The sequence below is a fragment of the Flavobacterium sp. HJJ genome (assembly GCF_015351475.1).
Taxonomy (GTDB): Bacteria; Bacteroidota; Bacteroidia; order Flavobacteriales; family Flavobacteriaceae; genus Flavobacterium; species Flavobacterium marginilacus.
The window spans coordinates 1-17,774 of the sequence record NZ_JADKPR010000013.1 but is presented as its reverse complement, the minus strand read 5'-3'; the positions used below and the strand labels follow the sequence as shown (position 1 = coordinate 17,774).

Genomic DNA, 17,774 nt, shown 5'->3' with positions numbered 1-17,774 from the left:
TAAACCCTACAGCGAAATTATCTTTTTGAAACGGCCATGATGCGTTATAGAAACCGGCCGTTTTGTTTCTGCAGTTATATCCATAAAATAAGGAATTCCATTAGCCTTTTTTACATTTTCCAATGTTTCCAAAGATTTTATTCTGTCAAAATCGGCAGTATCAGAAACTGCAATAGAATAAATGCTGTTTTCTGTAATTTCTGTTTGGGTATAAAAAACAAAATCCTCAATAACAACCTTTCCTGAATTCTGATTTTCATAAAAACACTGCAATAACGACGGAAAATAGCCTCTAATCCCCGTACAGCGGTTATAAATTTTATATGCAGCTTCTTTTCTGCTCCATAAATTCCAAACCATTAATTCTGGATTGGAATCATTATGAATCATAATCTGCTCTTCCAAAGAAAATACTTTTTCCAAAAAACCTTTTCTTTTCCAATTACTTTCCTTCCGGGCTAAGTCCAGATCTATTATGTCATTCCCAATCATTCTTTTAACAGCTCCATTTCAATAATACCGATAGCTTCTTTTACATTCACCATTTGTTTCATCGATTCGTTATCAATTATGATATCAAATTTTTCTTCAATATCCAAAATGACATCAACCAGATTAGCCGAATTTATTTTTAAATCATTTATAAAATCTGTTTCTTCAGAAAGAGATTCAAAAGCTTCTTGATCTTGAACATAAGGCTTTATTATATTTTTCAACTTTTCTAATGTTTCTTCTCTATCCATAAATTTACTTTTTTATAACATTAAATTTTTAATATCAAGACTACTAAGATATATATTTTTTAAAAACAACGCATCCATTAACATCTCCGAAACCAAAACTAGCCTTTAAAATAACATTCAAATCGATTTCAACCAGTTTTAAAGGAACTTTCGAAGCATCAATAACTGTTTCAATTTCAGGATGCAAGTCTTCACAATTCCGATTTGGAAAAACAAATCCTTGATACAATTGCAAAACAGCGGCAACACTTTCAATACTTCCGGCTGCTGACAAACAATGTCCTACAGTTGATTTCAATGAATTTATATAAGGAAAATCAATTCCTTTTCTGTTTAATGCCGTACTCCAATTTAAAATCTCCAGACTGTCTTTGGCTGTTGCAGTAAGGTGACCGTTCACAGCATCAACCTCTTGCCCAGTAATTCCTGCACTTAACATCGCACTTTGAATACATCTTTGAACAGCAGCAGGATTTGGCGCAGTTAATGTCCCTAAACCTCTTTGCCCTCCAGAATTGAGTGCTCCGCCTAACACTTCAGCATATATTCTCGCGCCGCGTTTTAAAGCAGTTTCCATATCTTCCAAAATCAATGCCCCCGCACCGCTTGCCGGAACAAATCCCGAAGCACTTGCAGACATGGGTCTTGAACCTGTTTCCGGAGAATTATTATGTTTATACGTACATACCCGCATGGCGTCAAATCCTCCCCAAATGTAGGGTCCAGAATCACTTGTACTTCCTGCCAAAATCCGTTTTGCCTGTCCTGACTGTATACGTTCATATCCCAAAATAATACTTTCGGTTCCTGTTGTACAAGCAGAAGAATTAGTAGTAACAATGTTTCCTAAACCTAATTTTCCAGCTAAATAAGCACTGACGCCACTATTCATAGTTTGAATTACAGAAGTACTTCCTAGATTTCTAACTTTAAAATCATCAATTTTATAAATACTTTCTCTGAATTTATCAATTCCGGAGGTTCCTGATCCAAAAATTGTTCCGCTGTCCCAATCGGGTTCGTCAAGCCTTTCTATTGATAAACCAGCATCTTTCCAAGCATCAATTCCAGCGATAACCCCATATAAAATACCAGAAGAATTAAAATTCTTAAGCTCCAGTTCTGTAAAATACTGTAATGCTAATTCTGTAGAAACGTCCGGCATTCCAGCAATCTGACAAGAAAATTTCAATCTCTCTAATTCTTCAAAATGTTTTATTCCCGAAATTCCATTTTTTACTGCATACTGAAACGCATCAAGACCAACTCCATTTGGAGCAGCCACCCCCATACCTGTTATGACAACGCGTTTTTTCATTTAAATCAACATATCAATTACAATATCTGTAAAATTTTATACTATCCTTAACTAATACCAAACAAATCAAATTAGCCACAGATTAAAAAGATTTACACAGACTTTTAAAAAAAAACAGTAATGAAAATAGTATTATTTGCGGACAGTCATAAAATTTTAAATAAGAATTACCCAATGACTGATTAGTCATTTTTTTATTTTATTCCTGCTGAATTATCATACCGGCTATTTCACCACTGCAGACTATGTCGCCTTTTACATTCTTCATACTGACTTTACATTTTAATTTTCCAAATCTGAAATAGATTTTTTCTGAAATGACAGTTACTTTTTCATTAGGAAAAACTGGCTTTATAAAATCAATATTAACTGATGTTAAACCAATTGACGATATTTTACTCGTGTTTTTATTTAACAAAAATATCCCCAGGCAAACAACCCCTATCTGCGCCATAACCTCAGTTAAAATCACTCCTGGTGTGATCGGCTTACCTTTAAAATGACCTTTGTAAAAATCAAGATTTTCATCAAAAGTAAATTCACCCTCTACTCCATTTTCATCAATTCTTATGATTTCATCTACAAAAAGAAAAGGTTTGGAATACGGTAACTTGGAGATTATATCTTTTTTTTCCATTAATTTCATCCTAAAAAATCAAAAATCAAAACTCTTTTATGATTCTAAAACTGCAGCAACACTCTTTGAGCCGAAAATCCGGGTCCAAAACTCAACATCAACCCTTTAGAGCCTTTTTCAGGTTTTTTATCCATGAAGCGCTCTAAAACATACAATACAGTCGCACTTGACATGTTTCCATACAGCTTTAAAACTTCTTTGGTATCATCAATGTTTTTTCCATGACCAGAAAACAGCTGTTCAACAATCTGTATAATTTTTTTTCCTCCCGGATGAAAAATTAAATGATCAATTGCTTCGATTTTTAAATTATTTTTATGCAAAAACGGATGCACAATAGCATCAAAATGAGAAGCAATTGTTTCTGGAACTTCAATATCTAAAATCATCTGAAGCCCAGAATTAGTAAGCTTAAATCCCATCATATCTATTTTATCATAAAAATGATACATCTCCTCGTCCAAAATTTCAACTCCTTCATCCTCTTCAGCCGAAGAAAGCAGTACACAGGCCGCACCATCTCCAAAAATAGCAGCACTTACAATATTTGCCATTGAAAAATCATTCAATTGAAATGTTGCTGTTGGGCTTTCAACTGCAATAACCGCTGCTTTCTTACCAGGATTCGCTTTGAGAAAATTCTTTGCATAAATAATTCCAGAAATACCTGCGGCACAACCCATTTCGGTAACCGGCAGACGCACAATATCCTGCCGTAATTTCAAACTATTAATCAAATAAGCATCTAATGACGGAATCATGATTCCTGTACAGCTCACAGTTATAATAAAATCCAGTTCTTCGGGCTGCCATTTTGCTTTTTTCAAAGCTTTATCCAAAACTTTTTCCCCTAAATCAATTACTTCCCTGATATAAACATCATTTTTTTCTTCAAAAGAAGTTTTTTCAAAAACCGCAGTCGGATCCATTATAGAATATCGTTTATCTACTTCGGCTCCCTCAAAAATCTTCTTCACTTTTCGAATAAAACGCTCCTCCTGCCCATCTAACCAAACATCTAAAAATGGAAGAATTTCTTCAGTAGTCCTCGAAAACTTCGGTAACTGTTTGGTAACACATTTTATTTTGACACTCATTATTTCTTTTAATATTATAACCGAATTAAAACATTCTATTTTTCAACTATCCACTGATATCTAAACGCCCATTTCCACTGAATACTGTATTTTTTAAATTTCAAATTTTCTGAAAACGCAATCAGCTCATCCTTTTTAAATCCTCGTAAAATAGAAGTCAAACCATCTTTTCGAGGCATTTCACTCAGATTAAACACAAAACAAATCAGCTGAAACAATCGATACGCCATAGAACTTCTATGCAGATCATTAATAACAAAACCTAACTTGGAATTTGCATAAAAAGAAATCAGTAATTTAACAATTTCACTATTTTTAAAATGATGTAATGTTAAGGTACACAGCAATATATCACACTTTATTTCTTTGAAAAATTCATCTAAAACATCTAATTTTTTATACGAGATATTTGAATAATTTCGAGACAGATCAGCTGCATAATTTACAGTAAACTCATTCGCATCAATACCAATTAGTTTTAAATTCAGATTGTTTTCAAAACCAAAATCTGCCAATTTCCGAAGCATGTCACCATTACCGCAGCCAACATCCATAATAGTAATCAAATCTGAGTCAGATGTCTTTTCAAGCAATCTTACAACCCCTTTCAAAGTCAGTGAATTTCCTCCCAAAAGCTGATTTATCTGGGCAATTTTATCCAATGCCACTTTCAAGACATCACCTTTCAAATTAAAATCATCCATTATTTCAGGATCATCTGTTCTATATCTGGTTTTTACAAACATGAGACATTTTATTAATTCAGAATTACAATTTGAAAACCATATCTTACTAATCATTCATAGTTACTAACTGACCATGTGTCCGTTTTATTATAATTGGCAATAACTTTGGGAATTTAATCATTATTTTCATCAAAAAAACACTCGCCTTATGTTTTTGAAGAATAAATGCTAAAAAACGCCCCATCCTTAATCTATTTTTAAAATTAGAATTCCATTCGCACAAATAACTATTTTCTAATTTTTCTCTGGATTTTATTTCATTATTACACCTTTTTTCTATCAATTCAGAAAGAATTTTAGCACTATGAATCGCCATCGCCATACCATTTCCGCACAAAGGATGAATCAAGCCCGCAGTATCTCCAATCATCAGTATATGACTCTCTATCAGTTTTTTTTTATCAAATGATACTTGACTGATTGTTAGCGGAGTTTCGAAAAGCATTTTACTTGTTTCAAAAATCTCTTTTAAATGCGGATTTTTCACAACTATTTGACTTTGAAAATCTTCTATATTTTTATATTTTTTAAAAGAAGCATAACTGGCTAAATAACAAATATTCACAACATTATTTTCTACTTTTGAAACTCCGCAATACCCTCCTTCAAAATTGTGCAGACCGACTAAATCATCTGGAAACCCAACCGAATAATGAGCTTTTACGGCCAGCCAATCGGATTTTTTGCCAACAAATTCACGCTTCAATTTTTGATCAATATTGGATCGTTTTCCATAAGCACCAATTACGATTCCTGAAACAAATTTTCTGTTATTCGAAGTATAAACAGTAAAAACATCATTCTCAAAAACAATAGCATCTACATTATCCTGAATAATTTCACAGCCGTTCTGAACTGCTTTTTGATACAGAAAAGCATCCAAAGCATAACGGCTGACACCAAATCCGCCAAGAGGCAGATCACAATGAATCATTTTACCATCAGCAGTTGAAAATTCTAATTTTGAAATCTGTGTAGGATTTAATTCGGATATATCCAGAGAAAGCCAATCTAAATAAGGTACGATTTCATTGGAGATATACTCTCCGCAGACTTTATGCTTTGGATATTCATTTTTTTCAATCAAAATAACTTTCAGCCCAATTTTAGACAAATGAATCGCAGCTGTAAGCCCTGCCAATCCTCCTCCAACAATTGTTATTCCTTTGGATACATCCATATATAAGACGATTTATAAAATCATAATGATAAAGTATTGTGAAAATACACAAATCTGATCATAAATAAAGAATAAATCATCTCATTTAAGCAGAAATTAAAACTGTAGAAAATTAAAATTTTGGAACTTGCTTTTTGAATTTTCAAATCCTATATTTGCTTTCGAATAAAGAAAAGCATGGAACAATTTGTAGTATCGGCCCGTAAATACCGTCCTCAGACATTTAAAGATGTAGTGGGGCAAAAAGCGATTACCAATACGCTGCTCAATGCCATAGAAAGCAATCACTTAGCTTCTGCCCTTTTATTCACAGGACCTCGTGGTGTTGGAAAAACAACTTGTGCCCGTATTTTGGCTCGAAAAATAAATCAGCCAGGATATGATGATCCGAATGAAGATTTTGCATTTAATGTGTTCGAACTCGATGCCGCTTCAAACAATTCTGTTGATGATATTCGTAATTTGATCGATCAGGTTCGTATCCCGCCACAAACCGGACAATACAAAGTATATATCATTGACGAGGTGCACATGTTATCTTCTGCGGCTTTTAATGCTTTCCTGAAAACATTGGAAGAACCGCCAAAACATGCCATTTTTATATTGGCTACCACTGAAAAACACAAGATTATCCCAACGATATTATCCCGCTGCCAAATATTTGATTTCAAAAGAATTACCGTAAAAGACGCCAAGGAACATCTTGCCGATGTAGCTTCGAGTCAAGGTGTAGCTTTTGAAGATGATGCACTGCATATTATTGCACAAAAGGCAGATGGTGCGATGCGTGATGCTTTGTCCATTTTTGACCGAGTAGTTTCTTTTTGCGGAAACAATTTAACCCGTCAGGCCGTAACCGAGAATTTAAATGTTTTAGATTACGAAACCTACGTTACAATTACCGATTTACTTCTGGAAAATAAAATTCCAGATTTATTAATAGCTTTTAATGATATTCTTGCCAAAGGCTTTGACGCACATCATTTTGTTTCTGGATTAGCCACTCATTTTAGAGATTTATTGGTAAGCAAAACTCCTTCTACTCTTATTTTGCTGGAAGTTGGTGAGCAGGCACAGAAAATGTACGGAATTCAGGCTCAAAAATGCAGTCAGGACTTTTTGTTAAAAGGAATCGATATTGCAAATGACTGCGATTTAAAATACAAAGCCAGTCAAAATCAGCGATTACTTGTCGAACTTTGTTTGATGCAGCTTGCCTCTATCACTTATGATGGAGAAAAAAAAAAGTTGAGCAATTTATAATTCCGCCTGCTTATTTTAGAAAAACTGCAGATTATTCGATAGCAGAAATTTCAAATAACAAAAATCAGATTCCAGCTGTTCAAGAAAGTGCAAAAACAGTTTCAAATACTGAAATTGCCAAACCTGTTACTTCAACAGAAGAAAAACCTAAGACTTCAAATCCTGCTGCTGCAGCTCCTTCAAATAACGAAGCGAAATTTTCAGCTTTGTCCCTTTCCAGTATCCGAGCCAAAAAAGCTTTAGAAGAAAACTTAAAAGGATTTGTAAAGGAAGACAACACCATACTTCCTACGGAGTCATTTACTGAAACAGAAATGCTTCTGCAATGGACAAAATATGCCGAACGACTTGGAAGCAAAGGCTATAAAATTATGGAATCGTTATTACTTATTAACGACCCAAAATTAAACGGCACAAAAATCACCTTTGAACTACCCAATGAAGGATCTAAATTAGATTTTGAAAAAGAAATGATTGGTCTTTTAGGGCATTTGCGGGGACATTTACACAATCACGACATAACTATCGAAGTAAATGTAAATGAAAGCATAGAGATAAAAAGAAGCTTTACTGATCAGGACCGCTACAACCGTCTTTTGGAAATAAACCCGAATATCGAATTATTACGGACTACTTTTGGCCTGGATTTAGATGCCTAAAAAAACATATGTATTTCTTACACAAATGAAAATTTAATACCATAAAATGTTATTTTTGTAGTAGCATGTAACGCACTATAACGTTATATTAGACTTTTCTAACTATTAAAAAAACTAAAAAATGGAAAACAAATTAGCTAATCCTGCGCCTTTAGGGCTTTTGGGTTTCGGAATGACCACAATTTTATTAAACATTCACAATTTGGGATTTTTCCCAGTAAGTGCCGTAATTATTTCAATGGGAATTTTTTATGGCGGTCTAGCCCAAATAATTGCAGGAATACTATCATACAAAAACGGTAAAACCTTTGCCGGTACCGCTTTCACCTCTTACGGTTTCTTTTGGCTCACTCTAGTTGGCATTTGGCTTTTTCCAAATACAGGATTTGAAATGGCAGGCACAACTCCTGCTCCTTTTTTTGGCTGTTATCTAACGCTTTGGGGGATTTTCACCGCTTTTATGTGGTGGGGAACTTGGGGTGGCAGTAAAGTACAGCAATTTGTGTTCTTATCTTTGACCATTTTGTTTTTTGTTTTAGCCATAGAAAAAATCACCGGTAATGAATCCTTAGCTCCAATCGCTGGAGGAATTGGTGTAATCTGCGGAAGCAGTGCTTTTTACTTAGCTGTTGCTGAACTTTTGGAAGAAGTTAAAAACAAAAGAGTTTTACCTTATTAATTTCAATCTTTTTACATACAAAAGGCTCGAAACTAAAATATGTTTCGAGCCTTTTGTGTTTTATACAGATCAAATTTAAGAACCAAAAGTTTTGTTTATATCCAAATTCCAATCCAGTTCATTACTGTACCACAACTGCCCTTGAGAAACCGTCAGAGGACAATCAAAATTATTAGTGTACAACGCTCCTGTTCCTAAACCCTGAGGCATCGGATTATTAAGTGTAAATGTCCATTGCGCGATTGCATTCAACCCAATATTACTTTCCAAAGCCGATGTAATCCACCAGCCGATATTGTGTTTTTCAGCTAATAAAATCCATTCTTGCGTACCACGAAAACCACCCACAAAACTAGGCTTTAAAATGATGTATTGAGGTTTGATTTTTAGCAGTAAATCTTCTTTTTCGGCTAACGTAAAAACGCCGATCAATTCTTCATCCAAAGCAATAGGAAAAGGAGTAGATTTACACAGCTCTGACATACTGTCAGTGTTGTTTTTTTTAATCGGCTGTTCAATACTATGCAATTTAAAACCAGACAATTGATTCAATTTAAATAAAGCTTCATTTGAATCAAAAGCACCGTTTGCATCGACTCTTATTTCGATTTGTTCCATTGTGAAATGCTCCCGAATATACCGCAATAACTGCAGTTCTTTATCAAAATCTATGGCTCCAATTTTGAGTTTTATACAACGAAAACCATCTGCTAATTTTTCCTCAATCTGCTGCTTCATAAAAGCCTCTTCTCCCATCCAAACCAAGCCGTTTATTTCGATTGATTTTGTACCGTTTGTAAAGTCTGAAGGAAATAGTAAAAAAGGATTTTGACTTTCCAAAGACAGAAACGCCATTTCGATTCCAAACTGTATTGATGGAAATTCTAACAATGCTTCCCAAAGCTTATCTTTCCCAAGTTGAATATTATTGCAAACCCATCGTAATTTTTCTTCATAATCGGGACGGTCGTCAATACTCAAACCTCTTAGGATGCCGCACTCGCCTATTCCTTTTTTGCCGTTTTCTTCCAAAACGATAAACCAGGTTTCTTTTTCGTTTAACACACCGCGGGAAGTACCTGATGGGCGTTTGAAGTTTAGGATGTATTTGTGGTAGAATGCGATCATAATCTAGATTTTTGTAATTGTAAACAAATTAGTTCCAATTTTGGGATTTATTAAATCATCATAAATACAAAAGGTATCAAATCAATTCTTTATAGCTATTGACTCTCAATATTTTCAAATCCAATTTCTCCTGCTATATGTAAAATCTCATAGGTGTCTTTAAGATCCATTTTATCTTTTCTATTTGTTGGTAAAATCGAATTGAAAATTTCAACAATATCCTTTTCATATCTTATATAAGAATCTTTTGAAGATTCAAATATTTCTGGAGTCCAAGAAATTATTAATTCATAAATTGGAATTTTCCACATAGAATCATCTTTAATCCCAAATTCAATATAAAAATCCTTTATACTAAGTGGAATAATATCTTTTAATCGTTTTTCAATATTTTCAATTTTACTTGGATGAATCATTTGGAATCTTGATACTTGAATCATTCTTTCGCTTAAAATCAATGGAAAACCAGAAATATATTCGATTTCAGTTATCATTACATTTTTATAATCTCTTTTTGAATAGACATTTAATGCGTTATTAATGTATTCTGGAATTTCTTTTTTATACTCTTCTCCGGGTAAAAGTTCGATTAAATCATTCTTGATTAATTTATTTTTAACGCTTCCACTTTCAAAACTATCCCAATCCATTGGCATACTGTACATTCCAATAAAAGGCTCAAACATTACTGTTGTTATTGCGATAATACTTTTATTTTCTTTTTCTTCAATAATCTGTATTTTCAATTCTAAATCAATGATTAAATCATATATCAGTTTTATATCTTCATTAAAACATTCCCAAAATACAATTTGGCCTTTTATATTGTTATCATGGATTTTATCCATCATTTTTATAGTTTGAGTAATTTCATGAGTTCCAAAAAATTGCATAGAAATATCTTTTTTTGGACATACAAAATGAAAATAATCCCAACTTCTCGCTCTTCTACTATTTTGTGATATAAATTTATCTGGCATTATAAAGTTAAATTCAAAGTCATTAACAATTTTTGAATTGATTTTAGAATATGAAGTCCAATAAGTTATTTCATTCGACCATGAAGAATTTGTTGACTGAATTTTTATTGGGCTTATAATAAACGAAATCCATTCGTTATCTCTAATCTCATATTCAAATTTTGACAATTTTGATTTTAATTTATTTAAAAAATCATTAATATCAGTATTTGAGGATTGTAATTTTATAAAAGTTAAAATATTGGTAGGTTCAATTTTTCTCAAAACTGAGATCCATGAAGGTAATAATTCAATTAAATTACCTGATATTTTTGATTTTAATTCAGTATCCTTATATAAAAAATTTGAAAAATTATGAAATGGAATTATTTTATAGTTTGGCATTAAAACTGGAAGAATTTCACATTCAATATATGATTCATCTAAGCGTTGAATTTTTCTATAGAAATTTTTAACTTCATCCAATATTAACTGTTTTGACGATAAATCAAATTTATTTTCTATTGATATGTGAATTGACGGTTTTTCTTTTTCTAATTTGGAAGGTTTTTGAAGAATTTGATTTACAGGATTACACCAATAACATTCATCAGATTCTTCTTCATATACAATTAAAAACACAGGAAAAAAACTTGTTAGCCATGCTCTTAAAATATTTGAATCAATAGAAACACTATAATTTCCATTTTTTAACTCCTTTACATATTCACTATCTTTTTTTGTAGATTTAACTTGACATCTTAAATGATAATTTGTACGTGAGTTATCAATGAAGATATTACAATCAATATCTTCTCCAAAATCACTTTTAATTATATCTGCCGTCCATTTATATTTTCGCAAAATTAATTGTACAGTTGTTTCACCAATATCTCCCAGACTTTGTGAATCAGTTTGAATAGGTCTACTGTTTTTCATTTTACATTTTTTTTTAAATTACAAAGACTAACATCCACTATTCTCTAATCAACTTCAAAACTCTCTCAAAATCCTCATTCTTAATTCCGGCTTTTTGGAAAGCCTTAAAATCGTCTTCGGTTTTTTGAATCCAGCTCAAGCTGTCAGTTACGTTTTGACTTTGGTATTTCTTGTAGATTTTTTTAGCTTCTTTGTAATTATCGTTCAGCAGGTATGCGTGAGCAAGATTCAATTGAACCAATAATTCAGTATTGTCCAGTTTTTCGCCATCCAGCAGGTATTTTAATGCTTTTCCGTATTGTTTGGTCATCAGGTAACTATTTCCGATAGCGCTATAATCTAAAACCATTCCTTTACTATCATCGATAATTATACTTAATTTCGCAATTGCATCACCGTATTTGCCCTTTTTTATCAAAAGCGAGGCTTCTTTACGCAGATCAGAATAAACAGCGCTGGAAGTGCTTTTTTCGCCAAAACAGGAATCCCCTGCATCTTTAAAAACTTTGGAGCGTTCTACTGCCAATAATTTTTGAAACTCCTGATATCTATACTTGGATTGGATTTTATCTAAAACACATACACAAAAGTTATCCGAATTGGTCATTTTTTGAGCCATATTGGAGGTTTTGCATTGGTCGATAATCATTTTTCGATTATCTACGCTCCATCCACGGCTTAATTTTTTATCGACCCAAGGCACAACTTCCAAAACGATTTTTTGCTTCATAATCCAATTTTTACTTTCGAAACCAAACCATAAAGCAGATGAAGTATCACTTAGACAGCTTGATTTATCAATCGAAAGTCTTTTGGCATCTTTGCTTACGGGTTCATCCTGAACTAAGCATGACTCTAGTGTTTTCCCAGAATCTTTGTAATCTGCAGCCAATTTATCGGTAGAAAAAATAGCGTAAGTACATTTATCGTCTCCTGATATTTTAGACAGCACAAAAACAGCACCCGCTGACCCCTGACTGATTCCTGTTGGATCGGGAATTGATTTTAGCACCGAAACCAAACTGCTGGCCAGCTGCTGATTTTCGTCCAAAAGTGTTATTCTATAGACAATTTCGGTGGTTCCCAAAGGCAAATCCTCGGTTTTAATAACGATTCGGTCTCTTGCTGAAACGTTGATTTCCTTGGTTGTGGATCGGTCTTTATCCCAATAACCGTCTTGTTGCGCAAATATATTTACTCCAGAAAGAAATGTTATGAATAAAAGAAGTTTTTTGGTCATTATAAAAAATGATTGAAAGATTTAAAATTGAACAATTTCAAAATGCTCTTGAAATCTGAAATGCCCTAGCCCAGATGGAAACGGCATCCTGTTGTCCCGGGATTCGGGACAACAGATATAGTGGACAGCTGGAAATAGCTCTAAATTACAATTCAATGAAATCGCCTATTTCAAGAAGCATCAAGTCTTTTCCTTTGTCAAAAAACTTTTTGATAGCTTCTTCGTGATTGATTTCGATATAGCCAAAGGTATCATAATGAATACCTAGGATCTTATCGCAGTCTACAAAATCGGAGGCGATTATGGCATCATCAACATCCATAGTGAAATTGTCGCCGATAGGAAAAATTGCTAAATCAAGTTTAGTCCGCATTGGGATAAGTTTCATGTCCATAGTTAAGGCTGTATCGCCTGCAATATAGATGTTTTTGTGCTCGCCTTCGATTACAAAACCGCCAGGATTTCCACCGTTACTTCCATCAGGAAATGAACTGGAATGAATTGCGCTGACATATTTTACTTTTCCGAAATCGAAATTCCAGCTTCCGCCATGATTCATTGGGTGTGATTGAAATCCTTTTTTACCGTAATATCCTGCGATTTCAGCATTGGAAATAATTACGGCATTGGTTCTTTTGGCAATAGCTTCGACGTCGAGTATATGATCGCCGTGTGCATGAGTCAACAGAATAAAATCGGCCTCCAGGGTATTAATATCAATATGTGAAGCTTTTGGATTTGCCGAAATATAAGGGTCAACGATAATTTTCCTGCCACTTACTTCAATTCCCAAAGAGGCGTGACCGTAGAATGTTATTTTCATTTTTTTTAGCTTATGATTGTTAGACTAACGAGTGCTTTTTTTGAAATTGTAATTGATTTTTGACATTGTCTCTTATCTTCCTCCTAAGAAAACATTCACAATGATGTCCGAAATCAGCGAAATCATTGATAAAGACAATAATATAGAAAGTAAAAAGGTACTCAAAGCTACTTTTTTCAATTCTGGATCAAGCAGTTTTGGGTCTTGATTTTTAGAAACTGTGATTAAATGCTTTGTCAGCGGAATATATGCCAATAAAAACAAGTATTGATCAAAACGGAAATTACTCAGAACAGCAAAAGCAATTACCGAAACCATAGCGGTAATGATTAAGAAATAATGGTATTTTTTAGCTTTTTCAGAACCAATTTTCACCACGACTGTGTTTTTTCCTGATTTAGCATCCGATGCCTGATCACGCATATTGTTCAGATTCAAAACTGCTACGCTCAACAATCCGACAGCGATTGCAGGCAAAATTAAAATGGCGTCTAATTGTTTTGAATACAAAAAATTAACTCCAAGCGTACTTACCAAACCAAAGAAAACAAAGACAAATATATCTCCATAGCCACGATATCCGTAAGCAGAACTTCCGACAGTATAACGAATTGCAGAAGCTATAGCCAAAATTCCTAATACCAAGTAAAACAAAGAATACACAAGATTACTCTCTCCAAAAGCTAAGTAAATCAAGAATATGGCCGAAAATAATGTAAGCACTGAAGTAATCACCAAAGCTTTTTTCATTGCCTGCGGAGTGATTACACCGCTTTGAATAGCACGTTTTGGCCCTACTCTGTCTTCATTGTCGGTCCCTTTTACACCGTCACCGTAGTCATTAGCAAAATTGGAAAGCACCTGCAGCCCCAAAGTTGTTAATAATGCAAACGCAAATATTTTCCAGTTGAAAACTTCACTTGGAGTCAGTATCTCATTAGTTGGGTTTGCCTGTGCATACATACTTCCCACTATAATTCCGGATACGGATAATGGTAATGTTCTTAATCTTGCTGCTTCAATCCAGTGTTTCATTTTTGTTGTTTAAATGTTAAGAGTTTTAAAAATTTAAAACCATTTTCTAACTTCTATTTTCTAACTTCTTCTTTTTACATCCAATTACTGTCGGAAGTTTCCATTTCGTAAAGCCAAAGATTGACGTATTGTTTTATTGCCGTAAAATTACCCAAATGAAAACTAATATTTCCACCTGCGGTATGCAAAGTTAAGGATCCTATATTGATATTTTTGTGCCAAAACAACTGTGAAGTTGTAATCGCCTGAATTTTATGAGGTAAAATAATTTTATTGGTAATATCCCATGCACCGCTCTGATGGATTATAAAGTCATCATTGATATAAAGCCGGTTGTTTCTGAATATAAAAAACTGAATAATCCCAACAAAAATAACATATAGCATAACAAAATAATCAATATTCGGCAATTCCTCTATTATCAAATCTCTAACAAAATAGTAACCTAACAACGGTAATCCGATCGTCAGAAAAACAGAAAAACCAAGCTTTCTAAAATTAGGCTTTAGCATCACTCCTTTTTCAGGGATTTTTTTAAATAATAATTTCAGAATTTCGTCTTTCTCTAATTTATTACAGCCTGGAATTTCAATATGCTGTTTGTGGTCTTCTTTTTCCCCTCCCGTGGCCTGTTTTATTTTCAGATGTAAAATATCCATTTTCTTTTGAAAAAAATTCTGAGTAACACTTGTAATCTGCACTTTTTCAGGCTTTATGATCGTTATTTTAGTATTTAACAGCCCATAAGAAAGTAACAACGAACCTTTTTGTCTTGCAATTTTATAATCAAAAAAAGTAAAAATGGTTTTAACTAAATTAATAACGATAACTGTCAAAAAGAAAAGAATAAATAAAATCAAAAATACTGCAGCAATTTGATTGGCATCAACATAATCCTCTATATTTTCATCATGTAAAATATCTCTTCCTGTAATTTGCTTGATGTGATCAAAAAGCGAAATAAAAAATGCCAACAATATAAAAAAGCTTTTTACATAATTAGACGTAATTCCGATTTTCAGCAAACTCAAAAAACTGATTTTCATAAAAGGAATTTCTGCATCAGCTATTTTTTCTGCAAAAAATTCATCAGAATCTATATGAGCGTTTGCATTAACTGTGCTTTTTTTATCATTTTCTAATAAACGAGCCTTTAAGTCTAAAGCTAATGCATGTGAAATGGCTTTTATATTTCCTTCCTTTTTATTGGAACCAGCGGTATCAACTGCCAATTCAAAAACACCAGCCAATCTTTGGATCAAGGATTGGTTAATATTTACCTGCTGAATTTTAAAAAGCTGAATAGCTGTTTTAGTTTTATTAAAAACACCTTCGGTAATAATAAATTCGTCACTATCCTGATCGATATAAAAAGTAAAATTTAAATATTTTAAATAGGAAATGATTCCAATAATGATAAAAATAGCCAAAGTACCTCCAAACAAATAGCCTTTGTTAATTTCATTGAATTTAAAAATCCAAATGACCAAAATCGGCCATAAAGCCTTGGCGTATTCCTGAAGGGAATAGAAAAATAGTACCAAAATCCCCACAATGGACTGTCGTTGCGGCTGATTAAAATCGGCACTCATTATAATTGTTTTTGAATTTTACCCATCAACAGCTGTTTGATGTTCTCGGCCTGTTCTTTTGCAATTCCAGGTATCATTATATCACTTGAACTGCCTCCTGCAGTAAAGATTTCGACTTTAGCCAAACCAAAAAAACGAGAAATCAAGCCTTCATGTAAAGATACATGCTGCACTCTGTTATAAGGAATTACAAGAGTATTAGTAGCAATTATTCCGTGTCTGAATAATACATCGTGATTTCTAAAAGCAAAACCTTTTTTCTTAAAACTCAATCTCGAAAAGAAAATCACGATAACCAATAAAACCATGTAAAGAATACATAATTCAAGAATAAATGGAGTTAATTCATTATCAAAAAACAATAAAATCCCTCCTCCTATTCCAACAATCAAGAAGAATGTGGCAAGCGATATTAAAATCACTTTCCAATAATCAGGATGTAAAACCGAGAATTCAACTTCCTCATATTTTGGCAATTGGGTCGTATCTATTGTTTCGTTTGTGAAATTTTCCATTTTATAATTATTTCAAATTTCAGGTTTTAAGTTTAAGATTTAACTTAAAACCTGAAACCATTTAAAACTTAGCAGTTTAGAATCTCAGTAACTTAGAAGCTTTATTTACGGCAGCCATTTTTTTTCAAAATTTGGTTTACGCTTTTCAAGAAACGCGTTTCTTCCTTCTTTGGCTTCTTCCGTCATATATGCAAGTCTCGTCGCTTCACCAGCAAAAACTTGTTGCCCTACCATACCATCATCAGTAAGATTCATAGCAAATTTCAGCATTTTAATCGATGTTGGCGATTTAGCCAATACCTCCTGGGCCCACTGATAAGCAGTTTCTTCCAATTCATCGTGAGGAATAACGGCATTGACCATACCCATTTCAAAAGCCTCTTGAGCAGAATAATTGCGACCCAAGAAGAAAATTTCACGGGCTTTTTTCTGTCCAACCATTTTGGCAAGATAAGCAGATCCATATCCCCCGTCAAAACTTGTAACATCAGCATCTGTCTGTTTAAAAACAGCATGCTCTTTACTCGCCAAAGTCATATCACAAACCACATGTAAACTATGACCTCCGCCAACTGCCCAACCAGGAACGACCGCAATAACCACTTTCGGCATAAAACGAATCAATCGCTGAACTTCAAGAATATTCAAACGATGCTGCCCGTCATCTCCCACATAACCTTGGTGTCCACGGGCATTTTGATCCCCACCGCTGCAAAACGAGTACACTCCATCCTTAGTCGAAGGTCCTTCAGCAGAAAGCAAAACCACTCCTATCGAAGTATCCTCTTGTGCATCATAAAAAGCTTGATATAATTCAGATGTCGTTTTTGGTCTAAAAGCGTTGCGTACATTAGGTCTGTTAAATGCAATTCGCGCAACACCATTGCATTTTTTATAAGTTATATCTTCAAATTCTCTGGCGGTTATCCAATCCATTCTGTATATATTTTAATTATTTAGTGTAAAAATAAGGCATTTTTTTTCAATTTTAAAGCAAAAACACGCTCAACTCCTCGTTATTAAACTAAATTTTTATATGCATTCATCATTTGAAATACTAAAAACAATATTTGAGCGAGAATCTTTTAATGCCAAAATAAAAGCATTTAGAAGTCAGTTTAGAGGAGTTAAGAAAGATAGATTTCTTCCTCTTCAGATTATTATTACAATTTCGGCAGAAATCAAAGAAAAAAGAACCTTCATCCAAATTTCAGATAATGG

The 17,774-nt window shown here is 33.4% G+C and carries 19 protein-coding genes and 1 pseudogene; 4 read left to right on the top strand and 16 right to left on the bottom strand.

The genetic code is table 11. The features are described from left to right. Positions 1-6: 6 nt before the first annotated feature. The 7 genes from IRZ80_RS11580 to IRZ80_RS11550 all read right to left on the bottom strand — a co-directional run bounded on the left by IRZ80_RS11580 (position 7) and on the right by IRZ80_RS11550 (position 5,721). Positions 7-492, bottom strand: a complete 486-nt coding sequence (locus IRZ80_RS11580; RefSeq protein WP_194641725.1) for a 4'-phosphopantetheinyl transferase superfamily protein — start codon at positions 490-492, stop codon at positions 7-9. Beyond that, positions 489-743, bottom strand: a complete 255-nt coding sequence (locus IRZ80_RS11575; RefSeq protein WP_194641724.1) for an acyl carrier protein — start codon at positions 741-743, stop codon at positions 489-491. Before IRZ80_RS11575 ends, IRZ80_RS11580 begins: the two co-directional genes overlap by 4 nt. Before the next feature lie 43 nt (positions 744-786). Beyond that, positions 787-2,061: a beta-ketoacyl-[acyl-carrier-protein] synthase family protein gene (locus IRZ80_RS11570; RefSeq protein ID WP_194641723.1), complete on the bottom strand. Its 1,275-nt coding sequence runs from the start codon at positions 2,059-2,061 to the stop codon at positions 787-789. A 199-nt stretch (positions 2,062-2,260) separates the two neighbouring features. Then, complete coding sequence (locus IRZ80_RS11565; RefSeq protein ID WP_194641722.1) at positions 2,261-2,698, bottom strand: 3-hydroxyacyl-ACP dehydratase FabZ family protein; 438 nt, start codon at positions 2,696-2,698, stop codon at positions 2,261-2,263. A gap of 44 nt (positions 2,699-2,742) precedes the next feature. Beyond that, positions 2,743-3,795 (bottom strand): type III polyketide synthase, encoded by a 1,053-nt coding sequence (locus IRZ80_RS11560; RefSeq protein WP_194641721.1) that lies wholly within the window; start codon positions 3,793-3,795, stop codon positions 2,743-2,745. Positions 3,796-3,830: 35 nt separating this feature from the next. Further along, complete coding sequence (locus IRZ80_RS11555) at positions 3,831-4,541, bottom strand: methyltransferase domain-containing protein (RefSeq protein WP_194641720.1); 711 nt, start codon at positions 4,539-4,541, stop codon at positions 3,831-3,833. Positions 4,542-4,587: 46 nt separating this feature from the next. Continuing rightward, a complete protein-coding gene (locus IRZ80_RS11550; protein WP_194641719.1) occupies positions 4,588-5,721 on the bottom strand; it encodes an NAD(P)/FAD-dependent oxidoreductase in 1,134 nt (377 codons plus the stop codon). 177 nt (positions 5,722-5,898) lie between these two features. On the opposite strand from IRZ80_RS11550, the gene dnaX reads away from it, so the two are divergent. Next, positions 5,899-6,984, top strand: a complete 1,086-nt coding sequence (gene dnaX / locus IRZ80_RS11545; protein WP_194641718.1) for a DNA polymerase III subunit gamma/tau — start codon at positions 5,899-5,901, stop codon at positions 6,982-6,984. Between the two features lie 79 nt (positions 6,985-7,063). On the opposite strand, the gene IRZ80_RS11540 is transcribed toward dnaX, so the two are convergent. After that, positions 7,064-7,216 carry a hypothetical protein gene (locus tag IRZ80_RS11540; RefSeq protein ID WP_194641717.1) on the bottom strand — a complete coding sequence of 51 codons (153 nt, stop codon included), beginning with the start codon at positions 7,214-7,216 and terminating at the stop codon, positions 7,064-7,066. Between IRZ80_RS11540 and IRZ80_RS11535 the strand changes: the two genes are divergently transcribed. Both IRZ80_RS11535 and IRZ80_RS11530 read left to right on the top strand, forming a co-directional pair. Next, positions 7,191-7,643 carry a DNA polymerase III subunit gamma/tau gene (locus tag IRZ80_RS11535; RefSeq protein WP_228520888.1) on the top strand — a complete coding sequence of 151 codons (453 nt, stop codon included), beginning with the start codon at positions 7,191-7,193 and terminating at the stop codon, positions 7,641-7,643. The genes IRZ80_RS11540 and IRZ80_RS11535 overlap by 26 nt on opposite strands. A gap of 121 nt (positions 7,644-7,764) precedes the next feature. Next, positions 7,765-8,322 (top strand): acetate uptake transporter, encoded by a 558-nt coding sequence (locus tag IRZ80_RS11530; RefSeq protein WP_194641716.1) that lies wholly within the window; start codon positions 7,765-7,767, stop codon positions 8,320-8,322. Positions 8,323-8,397: 75 nt separating this feature from the next. On the opposite strand, the gene IRZ80_RS11525 is transcribed toward IRZ80_RS11530, so the two are convergent. The 8 genes from IRZ80_RS11525 to IRZ80_RS11490 all read right to left on the bottom strand — a co-directional run bounded on the left by IRZ80_RS11525 (position 8,398) and on the right by IRZ80_RS11490 (position 17,489). Further along, the gene (locus IRZ80_RS11525) at positions 8,398-9,450 is read right to left on the bottom strand and encodes an o-succinylbenzoate synthase (protein WP_194641715.1); all 1,053 of its coding nucleotides are present in this window, start codon (positions 9,448-9,450) and stop codon (positions 8,398-8,400) included. Positions 9,451-9,545: 95 nt separating this feature from the next. Further along, positions 9,546-11,348 (bottom strand): DUF4365 domain-containing protein, encoded by a 1,803-nt coding sequence (locus tag IRZ80_RS11520; protein WP_194641714.1) that lies wholly within the window; start codon positions 11,346-11,348, stop codon positions 9,546-9,548. Positions 11,349-11,385: 37 nt separating this feature from the next. Beyond that, the gene (locus IRZ80_RS11515) at positions 11,386-12,588 is read right to left on the bottom strand and encodes a tetratricopeptide repeat protein (protein ID WP_194641713.1); all 1,203 of its coding nucleotides are present in this window, start codon (positions 12,586-12,588) and stop codon (positions 11,386-11,388) included. Between the two features lie 145 nt (positions 12,589-12,733). Beyond that, on the bottom strand, positions 12,734-13,411 hold the full coding sequence (locus tag IRZ80_RS11510) for a metal-dependent hydrolase (RefSeq protein WP_194641712.1): 678 nt from the start codon (positions 13,409-13,411) through the stop codon (positions 12,734-12,736). Positions 13,412-13,483: 72 nt separating this feature from the next. After that, the gene (menA, locus tag IRZ80_RS11505) at positions 13,484-14,446 is read right to left on the bottom strand and encodes a 1,4-dihydroxy-2-naphthoate octaprenyltransferase (RefSeq protein ID WP_194641711.1); all 963 of its coding nucleotides are present in this window, start codon (positions 14,444-14,446) and stop codon (positions 13,484-13,486) included. Between the two features lie 74 nt (positions 14,447-14,520). After that, positions 14,521-16,038: a PH domain-containing protein gene (locus IRZ80_RS11500; RefSeq protein WP_194641710.1), complete on the bottom strand. Its 1,518-nt coding sequence runs from the start codon at positions 16,036-16,038 to the stop codon at positions 14,521-14,523. Further along, positions 16,038-16,553, bottom strand: coding sequence for a PH domain-containing protein (locus IRZ80_RS11495; RefSeq protein ID WP_194641709.1), 516 nt, complete (start codon positions 16,551-16,553; stop codon positions 16,038-16,040). The genes IRZ80_RS11500 and IRZ80_RS11495 overlap by 1 nt, the downstream gene beginning before the upstream one ends. A gap of 105 nt (positions 16,554-16,658) precedes the next feature. Continuing rightward, positions 16,659-17,489 carry a 1,4-dihydroxy-2-naphthoyl-CoA synthase gene (locus IRZ80_RS11490; protein WP_194641708.1) on the bottom strand — a complete coding sequence of 277 codons (831 nt, stop codon included), beginning with the start codon at positions 17,487-17,489 and terminating at the stop codon, positions 16,659-16,661. A gap of 100 nt (positions 17,490-17,589) precedes the next feature. On the opposite strand from IRZ80_RS11490, the pseudogene IRZ80_RS21015 reads away from it, so the two are divergent. Continuing rightward, positions 17,590-17,774: pseudogene (locus IRZ80_RS21015) on the top strand (hypothetical protein); the annotation flags it as partial.